This window comes from Lacrimispora sinapis, from assembly GCF_043633585.1.
Classification (GTDB): Bacteria; Bacillota; Clostridia; order Lachnospirales; family Lachnospiraceae; genus Lacrimispora; species Lacrimispora sinapis.
Genome location: NZ_CP141832.1, coordinates 3,147,125 through 3,161,108 on the forward strand (window position 1 = coordinate 3,147,125; position 13,984 = coordinate 3,161,108).

Annotated in this window: 10 protein-coding genes and 1 pseudogene; 4 read left to right on the forward strand and 7 right to left on the reverse strand. The window is 38.6% G+C overall.

Translation table 11 applies throughout. The features are described from left to right. Positions 1-3 precede the first annotated feature (3 nt). From VIG27_RS14825 to VIG27_RS14850, 6 genes are all read right to left on the reverse strand, one after another. Positions 4-1,374, reverse strand: coding sequence for an exopolysaccharide biosynthesis polyprenyl glycosylphosphotransferase (locus VIG27_RS14825; protein WP_394523285.1), 1,371 nt, complete (start codon positions 1,372-1,374; stop codon positions 4-6). A 340-nt stretch (positions 1,375-1,714) separates the two neighbouring features. After that, positions 1,715-2,911, reverse strand: coding sequence for an IS256 family transposase (locus tag VIG27_RS14830; protein WP_394523286.1), 1,197 nt, complete (start codon positions 2,909-2,911; stop codon positions 1,715-1,717). A gap of 214 nt (positions 2,912-3,125) precedes the next feature. Beyond that, the gene (gene tnpC, locus VIG27_RS14835) at positions 3,126-4,793 is read right to left on the reverse strand and encodes an IS66 family transposase (protein WP_394523287.1); all 1,668 of its coding nucleotides are present in this window, start codon (positions 4,791-4,793) and stop codon (positions 3,126-3,128) included. Positions 4,794-4,897: 104 nt separating this feature from the next. Next, positions 4,898-5,254 (reverse strand): IS66 family insertion sequence element accessory protein TnpB, encoded by a 357-nt coding sequence (gene tnpB / locus VIG27_RS14840; RefSeq protein ID WP_394523288.1) that lies wholly within the window; start codon positions 5,252-5,254, stop codon positions 4,898-4,900. After that, complete coding sequence (gene tnpA / locus VIG27_RS14845) at positions 5,247-5,591, reverse strand: IS66 family insertion sequence element accessory protein TnpA (RefSeq protein WP_394523289.1); 345 nt, start codon at positions 5,589-5,591, stop codon at positions 5,247-5,249. Before tnpA ends, tnpB begins: the two co-directional genes overlap by 8 nt. A 274-nt stretch (positions 5,592-5,865) precedes the next feature. After that, complete coding sequence (locus tag VIG27_RS14850; protein WP_394523290.1) at positions 5,866-7,443, reverse strand: O-antigen ligase family protein; 1,578 nt, start codon at positions 7,441-7,443, stop codon at positions 5,866-5,868. A gap of 681 nt (positions 7,444-8,124) precedes the next feature. Here VIG27_RS14850 and VIG27_RS14855 point away from each other — a divergent pair. Continuing rightward, positions 8,125-8,502 (forward strand): hypothetical protein, encoded by a 378-nt coding sequence (locus VIG27_RS14855; RefSeq protein ID WP_394523291.1) that lies wholly within the window; start codon positions 8,125-8,127, stop codon positions 8,500-8,502. Next, positions 8,445-8,717 (forward strand): annotated as a pseudogene (locus tag VIG27_RS14860) (ISL3 family transposase); the annotation flags it as partial. The gene VIG27_RS14855 and the pseudogene VIG27_RS14860, both read left to right, overlap by 58 nt. Before the next feature lie 141 nt (positions 8,718-8,858). Here the strand turns inward: VIG27_RS14860 and VIG27_RS14865 are convergent. Next, entirely contained in the window at positions 8,859-10,532 is a 1,674-nt protein-coding gene (locus VIG27_RS14865; RefSeq protein ID WP_394523292.1) for a cell wall-binding protein, read from the reverse strand. A gap of 426 nt (positions 10,533-10,958) precedes the next feature. Here VIG27_RS14865 and VIG27_RS14870 point away from each other — a divergent pair, with 426 nt between their 5' ends. Together VIG27_RS14870 and VIG27_RS14875 are read left to right on the forward strand one after the other, a co-directional pair. After that, complete coding sequence (locus VIG27_RS14870; RefSeq protein WP_394523294.1) at positions 10,959-12,782, forward strand: phosphotransferase; 1,824 nt, start codon at positions 10,959-10,961, stop codon at positions 12,780-12,782. A gap of 119 nt (positions 12,783-12,901) precedes the next feature. After that, entirely contained in the window at positions 12,902-13,978 is a 1,077-nt protein-coding gene (locus tag VIG27_RS14875; protein ID WP_394523295.1) for a cell wall-binding protein, read from the forward strand. The last annotated feature ends 6 nt before the right edge of the window (positions 13,979-13,984 follow it).

Below are 13,984 nucleotides of genomic sequence, written 5' to 3' on the forward strand. Positions count from 1 at the left end.
CCATCACTTTTCAAGTTGTTCATTTTCCATGTTAATTGTTTGAACTTGCACTCCTTCAGTAGCTTCTTTCATAAACATGATCTTAGGAGTCATTAAAATTAGTTTCAAATCCAAAAGCAATGAATAATTTCTAATATAAGTTAAATCTAATTTCAGTTTATCGTATGGTGTTGTATTGTATTTTCCATATATCTGAGCATACCCTGTCAGTCCAGCTTTTACTTTCAAACGGTAGTAAAACTCTGGTATTTCATTCTCAATTTGAGCTGCTAACTCTGGCCTTTCAGGACGAGGACCAACCAGGGACATATCACCTTTTATAATGTTTATTAATTGCGGAAGTTCATCAAGCCTAGTTCTCCTTAAAATTTTTCCAATAGGAAGAATTCGGGAATCTTTTTCCTCTGCCAAGCGAGCAACTCCATCTTTTTCTGCATTTTGAATCATAGTTCTGAATTTATAAATATTAAATGTTTTTCCATCTTTAGTAAGACGCTCCTGGCAAAAAAATATGGGACCTCTGTCTGTCAGCTTAATTGATAGTGCAATAACAAGAAAGAAAGGTAATGCAAATATCATACCTGCTAACGATCCAACAATATCTATGAGCCTTTTTATAAATTGTTGCTCAATAGCAAGTCCTTCATTTCTTGATAGAAGCAGAGGAGAATCAAATAAATTTAATTCTACAGAGCTTTTTAAAAGAATATCAGATATCTTTGGCACGCTATATGTACGTATGGAATTAGCAAAGCAATATTTAAGAATAATATTTCTTTCGTGAGAAGATATATCTCCTACTATAATACCATCATATTTTAATACTTCTTTTTTAAGCAGTTCTATTCCTTTATCTATATTTATAATATTGCATATCTCATACTTATCTTCTCTCGAATTGATTTTTTCAATCAAATGATAATCTGATCTTCTTCCCGATATCAAAAGCATCTTTCTTGGCGGAAAAAGTTTTACGTATATCCACTGATAAATCACAGTCCAAATAACTATAACCAATATATCAAGTACCGTCATTCTCATAAGATATATGGGAGTCAAAAAATGTTTATCGATCGCGGCAATTTGAAAATATGTAAAAACATTAGTAAATATTACTGCCAAAACCTGTGAATAAATCAAGTTACCTTTCTTAAGATATCCAACTTTAAATCCTCCATAAACATTCATAATAAGGATTAATGATACACCATAAAGAAATATCATCATCCAGTTACCTCTTCGATAAAAGGGATACTCTAAAATATTGTTATAGCATTTAATCCAAGTCCACCCGTAAAATGCAATTAGCATTGTAGCAATTACAAATGTAAAAAAAATTTTGAATAGCCGTTTGTATTTCTGATTTGTCTTCATTTATATACACCTTTAACCAACGTAGTTTTTTATTTTTATTCAGCTTTAATAGTATAACACATATTAATGGCGCAATACAATCTAATCAGCTGTAAAAAGGGTTGTTATATTTTAATATTTTATGAAGAAATTACCTTTATTTTAATTATTTCAAACACCAGGAAATTATATAACTGATTTCTCCTAATTTATCTATTTATCCATTGAACTTTGGTAAACGGTAGTTTATAGGTACCTCGCTTCTAGCTAGTTTTTTTGAGATAATGTCCTTATCTTTAAAAAACTAGATAGTGTCAAGATTTTTTCGCAAATTGTATTTTAGCCGTTAGGTAGCCGGTAGTCAGCCGGCTATGATATCAGACTGATTCTGGAGATCCAATTCTTTCAGATGCTCCATATTCATGTAGCGCTTTGTACCCCACTGGGTTCCAGCTACGTGTCGCAGTCTGGCACATACAAGCATTAAAGCACTTTGCCCATCAGGAAAAGTGCCAATAGCACGGGTCCTACGTTTGATTTCCCGGTTCAGACGTTCAATAGTATTGTTAGTACGGATTCTAGTCCAGTGTTGGCTGGGAAAATCCATATATGTCAGGGTTTCCTCAATTCCATCTTCGACTTTTTTTGCTGCCGAAGTTAATTTCATCTCGCGAAGTTTATCCGCCACTTGTTTCGCCTTTTCCTTTGCAGATGTTTTGCATTCTTGAGCATGGATAGCCTTCAGCAGCATAGAGACTTCTTTCATCTTATTACGAGGAGTGGCTGAAAATTTATTCCGATAGAAATGAACTGTACATCTTTGATACTTTGCATCCGGAAATACTTCTGGAATGGATTCGAGCATTCCAAGACATTTATCACCGATCATTAGGCGCACTCCGGCCAGGCCGCGTTCTTTTAGCCATACAAAGAATGTTCTCCGGCTTTCGCGGTCTTCCTTCATGCCTTCAGCCGCACCAATAATCTCGCGACATCCGTCCTCGTTGACTCCAATGGCAACAAGGATAGAGACGTTTTGTATTTCACCACCCCAGCTGCGCTTTAAATAAACACCATCTACAAAGACATAGGGATAAGAACCTGTAAGCTTGCGGCTTCTCCACGTTTCAATATGTTCATAGGCTTTTTTATTTAGATTGCTTATTGTCCCAGGTGAAACCTTTGTTCCCCATAACGCCTCGGTAATGTCTTCAACGCGGCGGACAGAAACACCTGCGAGATACATTTCAATAAGAGCTTCTTCTACAGAGCATTCTCTGCGTCGATATCGCTCAATAATGGCAGTTTCAAACGGAACGCCTTTTAACTTTGGTATCTTCAATTTAACCTCACCGGCAGTGGTTTGAAAGTTTCTGCTGTAATGTCCGGAACGATATCCTTTGCGATCAGCGGAACGTTCGTATTTTTCAGCATTAACGAGTTCGTCTGCTTCATGATCCAGCAAGGCATTAAGGGTTTCCTCAACGCTGCTACGTACTAAATCTTTCAATTCGTTATGGATGAGTTCCTGATTTAACTGTATAATGTTATCAGACATGTTCTATAGCCTCCTTTGTGAGATTTGGTTGTGGTGACTTTATTTTACCAAACGGCTATAGAGCATGTCTATTTTTATGTAACTAAATTTGCGAAATTAATTATACGTCATCTAATTATACGTCATCTAAAACTAGCTAGAAGCGAGGTACCGTAAATGGTAAATAACCCGTCCAGGTCAATAAGTTCGCCGCCCGATTGGGGCGGCGGTATATTTACCGTGTTTTTAGTTTTCTACATCGATCTGGCAATTCATCTGACCAAGGCATTAATTCTGCCAGTTTGTTTTCTGGAACATTATTCCTTGGATAGTGCATTAACTGTTCTAGCAGATATGAGAAGTACTCATACGGTTTAAGATTATTCGCTTTTGCTGTTTCAGCAATACTATATAAGGCAGCGCTAGCCTCTGCGCCGTTCTTCGAATCGATGATGTGCCAGCTGTGTTTACCAACACAGAATGAACGGACACTTCTTTCTGCATCATTGTTATCAAGAGGTATTTCCGGATCCTCCAGAAATACTCTTAAAAACTGTTCCTGATGGATGGAATAATTAAGAGCACCTGCCAGTTTTGAACTTTTATCCAGTCCCGTTTTACCGGCATACTCTTTTACCCACTCAAAATAAGCATCCACAAGAGGCTTGACTGAGTTTTTTCTATGATCCAGCCTTTCCTCATCGAATGATTTTTCATACATATGATCTACATGATAGATTGCAGCAATTCTTTTTACTGCTTCAGCTGCTATTTTCTGTCCAGATATGGAAGGGCCGTTTTTTCCACTGGCTTTTACAATCTCAGCGAATCGTCTTCTGGCATGAGACCAGCATCCGGCAACCTTCAGATCATCAGACCGTTCTTTCGCCAGGGTGTGATATACCTGATAACCATCTGTTACAAGAGTCCCTTTGTATCCTTTTAGGAATTCTCTTGGAGCGGCAGTTCCTCTCGTCCCTGGATACTCGTAAAGGAAAACCGGTGGTTTTTCTGAACTGCCAGGTGAATGGTAGACCCACATGTACTGCTTGCTTTTCTCCGGCATTACAAAGGGGGTCTCGTCACAGTGTATATGATGGCTTTTCATAATCTCTGCCTTCATCATGTCACGTACCGGGCCAAGATAGTATTGATAAATACGGATCAGCCAGCCGGCCATGTCTTGTCTTGGAATGTTAACATCATTTCTTAAAAACTCTTCAGAAAGCCGGTTTAATGGTACTGCATTGACATATTTGGCGTTAATGATGGCGCCTGCCAGTTCCGGGGTAAGTATGCTGTGACTTAATAAACGCAGAGGAACCTCTGCGCGAAGAATCCCGCCGTTATCATGATTTCCGGCATATACTTTGATGTGATGCTCCAGTACTTCGAAGTGAGCCGGTACATACTTTAACTCTTTGTATATTTCATCTGGCAGATTATGCCATCCCTTGGGGAAATGTTCTGAGAGCTCTTTTTCCGTACGTTCATGTGAAACGACGATAGTATCGATATCCTTCAGATTAATATCACGCTTTCCCTTGGAACGAGGCTTGCGCTTACGAACAAGGACTGTTTCCATATCCAGTTCTTCGGAAATTCCATTCTCAGTCAGTGACTCAGCCTCATTGAAGATACACAGATTTTCAAAGTCAAAAGATAATTGCCCTTCTGTCGGCAGAGTCTTCTCAGATTTCCTGCCAAACCGATTCTGTGTAAGAATGGAGATTTGTTCCTTCATACTTTCAACTTGATGGAGCATCTGCTCATTCTGCTTTTGAATGGTAGTATTCTGCTCCGAAATAAGCTGGAAACTTTCATGCAGCTGCAAGTATAGCATAACAATCATATCTTTAGAGAGATTATTCAGTTCATCCTTAGTAATAGTAATCTTTTCCATAGGATTATTATACCATGAAAAGCTCTGAAATTCAGTATATTTCTGGTGTTTTTTAGCTTTAGGATAAAGGATTTAGCTGTCAAGATACTTTGTATAGTCGGGAGTTAATAGATCTCCGGTTTTACCTTGGATATCCTCCTTTTCTGCTCAATGGAAAGCCCCTCCATCAGCCATCGGAATTGCTGGTGGGTAATTGATTGTGCTTCCTGGGTACTGCGTGGCCAGTTTAGATGACCGTTTGTTAGTCTCTTATATAAAAGCAGCCAGCCGTCACCCTCATACAAAAGTGCTTTCATCCGGTCTGTTTTTCTTCCGCAAAACAGGTAAATACTTCCGGGTTCCGTTGGATCAAGCCCAAAAGAGCCACTGATGATAGCTGCCAGTCCATCCACCCCTCGGCGCAGATCCACATATCCAGTACAGATATAAATGTGCTTAAAACCAACAGCATCATTAAGCATTACGAACCACCTTCAGCACTCTGGAGAGAAGTTCCATTGAAGTTGATTCACTAACTCCCAATATAGTATTTCCAATAGCAATGGTCATTTGATAAGTAGAAAGATTTTCACTTATTGAAACAGGAACAGTTTTTTCCTGGAGAGTCGGCAGTTCAACAAAGCTGTTATGTATCAGAGCAGCTTCTTTTACTTTTCTTAGCCAGTAGTAATAGGCATGACGTGATAGCTGGTGCTGTTCACAGTATTCATTGACGTTCAGACCACTTTGACAACGGTCTTTAATAATTCTGGTCCACTCACTGAGTCGGATCTGGTTGGTTGCAAGTCTTGTGTCCATGTGGAGTTCCTCCTTGAGTTCTGTGTGAAAGTTTGTTAGAAACTTTTTCAACTTTACACCATTATCTCAATTTTATGAGGAATCCAAAAGTAGACGAGTTATTTACCATTTACGAGGTACCTATGGACTACCGTTTACGAACAAACCATAAAAATGGCTCTAAGCAACGAATGGAGCGGGATTCATACGAATCCCACCCCAACTATTGACATAGAGCCTAAAAAGCTTTAAATTTCAATAAATAAATTATCAAAATTTAAAGCCTCCTATGAATTTAACATTTTTTGTTTTTTGCAGATACTATTCCCAACAAAATCCAAAAGACTGGAGTCACAATAGGTAGATTAAGATTAACGAACGCTTGAACACTATAACAAACAATTCCAAAGATAACTGCCATTACATAAGAATCATTAATGTACAATCTTATCCCTCTTTTTACAACTCCTACTATAAAACTTAAATAAGATAGCATTCCTACAATACCAACCGTGATTAGCAAATGTAAATACTCATTGTGTGCACTATCAAATATTTCATTATAAGGATTATTAGTCGTTTTTTGCAACATTAATATTCCAAAAGTCTCCGGTCCATATCCTACAAGTCTTTTCCACCATGATAGATTAAGATAACACTCTATAGCATTTCTCCAGATATATCCCCGGTGTGTACCCCAATCATCATTAAATAAAAGATATGAACTCAAACTTCCATATTTATTTGCATTTCCCATGATATTGCAGTCAAATAGTGCATATATGATACCTAAAAATGCTAATACTAAAAAAAACATCCATGCATAACGTGGTCTGTTACTATACAAAATATAATTATTACGTTTATAAAAATCGACTAAATACCATACCAATACAACTATCCATAATACCAATGGCAAAAAAACAAATCCTTTAATTCCTACTATCAATTTAAAAGAACTATCTATTCCAATGACATTGGCTGCAAAATATTTATTAATCCAGCCAACCACTTGAATCACAGAAAAAAAAGAAGCCAAAACAGTAAGATATCGTCTAGTTCCTTTATTATCCTTAAATAAGTATAGCGGTAAAAATGCAAACAAAGCTCCTAATGACAGATAAGCATTATCACTTACACCCATGATAAGTGCAAAAAAGCTAATTATCATACTAACAAAATAGAACAGCATTTTTCTGAATTCTTTTGCAGTTGAAAAAAGAACCGCAGAAATAGCTGCAATTATCCCTACATAAGCGGTGTATGTGTTGATGTTTCCAATCGTAGATGTAAAAATATCTTTTTGACTTTCAAGCATAGGCGCCTTAAACTTTAATATATCAAGTTGAAAGTAATCAGTTATTCCAAACACACACACCAGAATACCCGTACCAATTAAAATATCAATATATTTAGGTTGAAATTTCCAGAATCTGCTTACACAAAAATAGGATAAGACATACCATGTTATTAAAAACAATCCTGTATATCTTCCTTCATTTCCCCAAAAGGATTCATATAAATAATCTGATGTAAAAGTAGAAATAAGAGCAACCATATAAAACACTATTACAGAAATATCAGCTATTGTTAAATTATTTATAATATTCTTAATTAGACTTTTCTGTATTAAAATATCTTTTTTATATAATTTATATATAAAATATACAAAGGTTATAACTAGGATTGAAATGGTAGATGCACAATAATAATAATATTTAACGATAAGAATGTCGAAGTACTTATCTCTAAAAACTAAAGGAAGACCTACTCCGATTAAAATAACATAAAAACACATTAAAACAGAAAGGAACCTATTCTTACTCACTTCTTTACTTACTTCCTCACTGATATTTTCCTTAAGATTTGTCATAATTTACGATCCTCTCATATTACTGCACTTTACTAGTATATACTTTTTCGTTTTTTAGTATACCATTTACTTCCTTATAAAGCAACTTTGCATTTATAACATGTTATTAACTTATGATAATGTCACCTTAGAATTATCTTGAGAAAATGTCTCTTTTTGGTAAACTATTAAGATATGAAAGAAGGTACAATTACATTGTCACAAGATCAACTTAAAACTTATACCATTATACAGCGTTTCATTGATAAGTCTATTTCCAACAACAGGCTGCTGAGCTTCTTGGCTTTTCTACACGCCAGATTACACGTTTAAAGAAAGGAGTCCTCTCTTCTGGCGCTCATTCTCTGATTCACAAAAATACCGATAGAAAGCCTGCTCACTCTGTTACAGATGAAACGAAGGAAGCCATCCTTAAGATTTTTTCCCGCCCGGAATTCTCTGGGATCAACTTCCTCCATTTCAAAGATATACTTCTTGCAGACTTTGGGATTCAAATTTCCTATTCTGCACTTTACAGTATACTAAAAAATGCAGGTTTTAAAAGCCCCAAAAAGAAAAAAATCCGTCATCGCACTCATCGCCGTAAGCGCAAACCTCATCCTGGTCAGCTCCTTCAGATCGATGCTACCCCTTATGAATGGTTTGGTGGTAACATGAAATATTCCCTTCATGGTGCTATTGATGATGCAACTGGACAGGTCATCGGACTTTTCCTTACCCAGAATGAATGTCTTTACGGTTATCTGGAAGTTATGCGACAGTGCTGCCTTGATTTTGGTATTCCGCAAAGCGTATATTCAGATATACCATACCATCTTCCGTTCCCCTAAGACAGGGCGGCTTACTGTTGATAAGCTCATTGCTGGTAAAACTGTACACCTTGCTCAATTCGGGCGTTCTATGCATGAGCTGGGCATTGATCTTATCTTTGCAAAAACGCCTCAGGCCAAAGGTAGAATCGAACGTCTCCGGGGGGCTCTGCAGAGCCGTCTCCCGATTGAGGTAATGCCTCTACCGGGAAATATCAGTGTATTCTCGTTGATCCAAAGAAACACCTGATTCTGGATATCCTGCCAGATCGTACTCAGAGTCATTTGGCTGATTACTGGAGAAACATTCCGAGAAAGGAAAGGCTGAAAGTAAAATTCTTTGTATGTGATATGTGGCTTCCCTACGCAGAACTGGCCCGGACTTTCTTTCCGAATGCAAAGATCATCGTAGACAAGTATCATTTCTTCCGGCAGGTCACATGGGCAATTGAAAACGTTCGGAAAGTAGAACAAACCATAAAAATGGCTCTAAGCAACGAATGGAGCGAGATTCATATGAATCCCACCCCAACTATTGACATTGCACAAAAGAGACAGGATTCAATTGAATCCTGCCTCTTCTTTATAAAAGATTAAAATATAGTATTAATCTTCTACATATACAGCTTTGATTTTCTCACCATCAACTAAGTAGCAAGTATCATTACCGTCTTTTGCTTTTTTCTTATTTTTCTGAACAGAACCAGAAGTATTAACTACTTTATAGTCTATATCTCCTTTGGCGTTAATGTCATAGTATTCTGTATAATCACCAGTATTTAATTTTTCAGTATTTACAGTAAGGAAGCCTGCCTTCTTAGCATCAGCAAGGAACTCATCTGTTGCTAATAATTCGTACTTAACAACCTCTTTGTTATCTTTCTTAGTAGTAGTAATTTTAATAACAGAATACTTATCGTCCTTATCAGCCTTTAAGAGCATACCAGCATTATAATATTTGCGATCATCTTCGCCAGTTTTTCCAGCTCCTTTGAAGCTACCAGACTTGTTGAATAAGAAGCTGTTAACATCACCGTCGATGTCAACGCTCTGTTTTCCAGTCTTCATTGAACCGTCATTGCTATCACCGAAGTAATATGCTTTATAATCTGCTGCAACCAGAGCACTTGCATTCTTTTTAAAGTTATCTTCTGTATCATATGGAAGAGCGTCGTTATCATCCTCTAAGAATTCAGTAACTTTTTTTCCATCAGTTTTAATGAACCATAAACCATCTTTCATTCTACCATAGTTATCGAATAAATACTTCTTACCATTGATAGTCTTAATCTCAGAGCTTACAATATCACCATCACCATCTGCATAATACCAGTAAGATGAATCATCATCGTATTTTGCTTTGTGTAAGTTCTCGTCAGGAACAACTTTGAACCAACCTTTGGTTGTTCTTGCACCATCTTCTACAGAATTGAAATATTTGAAACTTGAAGAATAGGAAGCAACACCCTGGCTAGCAGTTGAAGGAGTAACATCAAAGATAACCCATTCAGCATTCATACGGCCATCTGCATCAAAGCTGTATTTCTTTCCGTTAATGGTTTTTCCATCTTTGTCCTTAATCTTCTTACCGTTGCTCTGGAAATAGAACCAACGGCTCTGATTTTCATCATCAAAAACATTGCTGCTGGAATATCCAGGCTTATCGCTGCTTTGCTCATATTCATCATCAACGATATCAATCAGTCTCCAGCCGATTGACTGAGCGCCATCATTCTCGTCGCCTAAGTAGTAAATTCCGCCTTCATCAGTCTTCCAAGCTGAATCACCGGTAACTCTTTCACCATCTTCGTTGACCCAACCATACAGCATCTTACCTTCATCATCGAAAATATATTTCTTTCCGTTAATGGTTTTAAAAGAAGCAGATGAGCTATTAGTAGAGCTCTTGTAAGCTTTACCATTAGATCCGAAGTAGTACCAGTAGTTAGCTGGATCTTCATCACTGTCGCCATCATATTCATCATTCTCAACGGAAACCCACTTATTGGTTACCATTGCACCGTTTTCATCTACATAGTAGTAGTTATCATCGTACTCAATGATAGCATCGGTAGCCATCTCGCCATCTTCGTTTAAGTAGAACCAGTTGTCACCGGATTTCTCCCATTTCTCCGTTTCTAAATCTCCGCTCTTATCATAGTACACCCATGTACCATTTTCTTCCTGCCAGCCCTGAGCTGCGAAAGAGGACATGGAAGCGCCTACTGCAAGCAGGGCTGCTGTAGATAAAACAGCAACTAATTTGGTCTGCTTTCTCATAATTAATGCACTCTCCTTTTTTCTTTTTGAAATACTTTCTGAAATTCCTAATAGCATTACGAGGTAATTATACTTCCTATAATGGAAATTATCAATACTTTTTTTACTTTTTTTGCATATTTTTCAAAAAGCTAAAAATATTTACATTTCCGCCAGAAGCTATCAATTCCTCCATCACATGGAACAGTATAATACATTTTTTAGGAAAATACCATAACATTTCTCTGTTCATTTTCTTACATAATCTTTACGAAAATGGATTATGTTTGTAAAATTGTACTTTTATTCATACATCAAGTGGATTTTGAACCTGAGGGGAGGGAAATCCTATATTGATTTTTATCGTTTGAATGGTATAATGTTCACATAGTTCTTACAAGTTATTGATTTTGAACACATACTTTTTATATATGGAGGGTTACTGCTATGGATCGTAATGTCATTATCTGCCGCTCTATTTTGGAAAATCCGGCTGTTACGCAGAGAGAGCTGGCAAAGGAGCTTCATGTTTCTTTGGGAACGGCCAACAGTCTGGTGAAAGAGTGCCTGGAAAAAAATTTGATTACTGCTGGGAAGAAAAAGGATTCCTATGAGCTTCTGCCAAAGGGGCAGGCTTTGCTTGATAAGCATAGAGTCGATGGGGCTGTTATTATTGCAGCCGGCTTTGGTTCCCGTTTTGTTCCTTTGACTTTTGAAATGCCGAAGGGGCTGCTTGAGGTATTCGGGGAACGGATGATCGAGCGTCAAATCCGCCAGCTTCATGAAGTGGGAATAAGGAATATTACGATTGTGGTGGGGTATTTAAAGGAAAAATTTGAATATCTTATGGATAAGTATGAGGTGAAGCTTCTATATAATCCTGAATACTCAAAGAAGAATACGCTGGCTACCATCTATCATGCACGCCACCTTTTTTATGGAAAAAATATGTATGTGCTTTCTTCTGACAACTGGATGAGGCACAATATGTACCATGCTTATGAAGGGGGGGCGTGGTATTCTTCTTCTTATATAGAAGGGGAAACTTCTGAATGGTGTTTAAGCTACAATAAAAAGGGACGGATTCTTGATGTTTTTGTGGGGGGGACCGACCAATGGGTGATGTATGGACCGGTATTTTTTTCAAAGGATTTTTCCAGCCAGTTTCTCCCGGTTCTGGAGGGTTATTATCATCTTCCCGGGACGGAGCAGCTTTATTGGGAACATGTATATATGGATATGCTTTCCGGAGAAGCTGCAAAAAGACTTCCTGATGTGCCGCAGGCAAAGCAGGAAATTGATATGTTTATCAACCGGAGGCCGGCAGACGAGGTATATGAATTTGAAAATCTGGAGGAACTGCGCCGGTTTGATATTAAATATCAGCGTCATTCAGATAATGAAGCGATGGAATTGGTTGCCAGGGTATTTAAAGTACCGGAGTCTGATATTACGGAGATCCGGTGTTTGAAGGCGGGAATGACCAACAAATCCTTTTTGTTTAAGATCAGGGAGAAACAATATATCTGCAGGATTCCTGGACCGGGGACGGAATTGCTGATTAACCGGCGACAGGAAAAAGCGGTTTATGATGCACTCCATGGTATGGATATTACGGAAAAGGTTGTTTATCTCGACGGGGAAACCGGGTATAAAATTGCGGAATTCTATGAGGGTGCTCATAATGCGGAGGCGGATAATGAGGAGGAAATAAAAAAGTGCATGGCGCTTGTCCGTAAGTTTCATGGGTCCGGGTTAAAGGTTGATCATTCTTTTGATCTTAAGGAACGGATTGAATTCTATGAGAAGCTGTGCAAGGCCCACGGGGATGTTTTATTTGAAGATTACAGCGTGGTTCGGCAGCAGATGTCCGAGCTTTTAGAGAGATTAGAGGGACTGGGACATAAAAAGGTTCTTTCCCACTTGGATACGGTAGTGGATAATTTTCTTATCCTGCCCAACGGAGATGTTCGTTTGATTGACTGGGAGTATGCGGGTATGTGTGATCCTCTGGTGGATATTGCCATGTGTGCCATCTATTCCTATTATAATGAAGAACAGACCGACAGGCTCATGGAGATTTATTTTGAGCGGAAGCCTACCATGGAAGAGCGGTTTACGATTTATGCCCATATGGCTCTTGGTGGATTTTTATGGAGTCTTTGGGCGGTTTATAAAGCGGCTTTAGGGGAGGAATTTGGCGAATATACCATCATCATGTACCGGTATGCAAAGAATTTTTTTAGAAAATGCAGCAGCATTGTATTATAATGACATTTTTGGAAATTTGTCTGCAAATCGTAATAAAATATTTAGGTATTATTACCTTTCCTATGCTATAATGGCATTATGTGTAAAAAGTAATGCTAGAACAGGAGGATAACAACGGTATGCGATATGGAAAAAAGGCGGCAGCTCTTTTGCTGGCAGGTCTTGTAGGGACCACTTCCCTGATACCTGCAAGTACTGCCTGGGCAGCAACCGGATGGGTTTCGGAAGGATCTCAGTGGAAATACATTGACCAGGACGGGTCTGTTCATAAAGGATGGGTAAAGACATCAGACGGCACCTTTTACTTTCTTGATCTCTCCACCGGCTATATGGCTACTGGCTGGAAACAGATCAATGGAAACTGGTACTACTTTCATTCCAATGGTGCCATGGCTACCAAGTGGATTCAGAATGGCGGAAAATATTATTACCTGATGGATGACACCGGAATCCTTGTAAAGGGCTGGCTGAAGATCGGGAATGATTATTATTATATGAAGGGTGACGGTTCCATGGCCACCGGATGGCGGGAAATGGACGGCGGCTGGTATTATTTTAAGGAGAACGGAACATGCGTCATCGGTTGGGGAAAGGTTGGAAACGACTGGTTCTACTTCGGCTCTGACGGCAAGATGGTCACAGGCTGGAAACAGATTGATAATGCTTACTACTATTTAAACGGGGATTCAAAGTCGGTCTTAGGCAAGATGATGACCGGCTGGCTCAGTGACGGCACCAATAAATATTACATGGATACAAGTAGCGGAAAGATGGCTCATGGATGGAAAGAAATTGAAGGTTCCTGGTATTATTTCAATGATTCCGGTCACATGCTGACAGGATGGATCCAGCTTTCCAATGTTTACTATTACCTTGATCCTTCTACCGGTAAGATGGCGGCGAACACGACCCTTACCATTGACGGAAAAAGTTATACATTTGCTTCCAACGGAGCATATCAGGGCAATGGATCCGCTCCGACTGCTACCCCTGCAAACGGGGGATCGGACAATACCCCTGGCGGAAGGGATACTTCTGGGTCGAACAATGCAGGACCGGGCGGTACTTCTGCCGGCAATGACACTTTAAGCGGAACTCCTGGAAGTTCTTCCAACGACACACCGGGTGGGTCATCCAACTCTTCCAATAACGGAGTATATCAATTGTCTCCCGGACTTACAACAGGTCCTGGCTGATTTGAC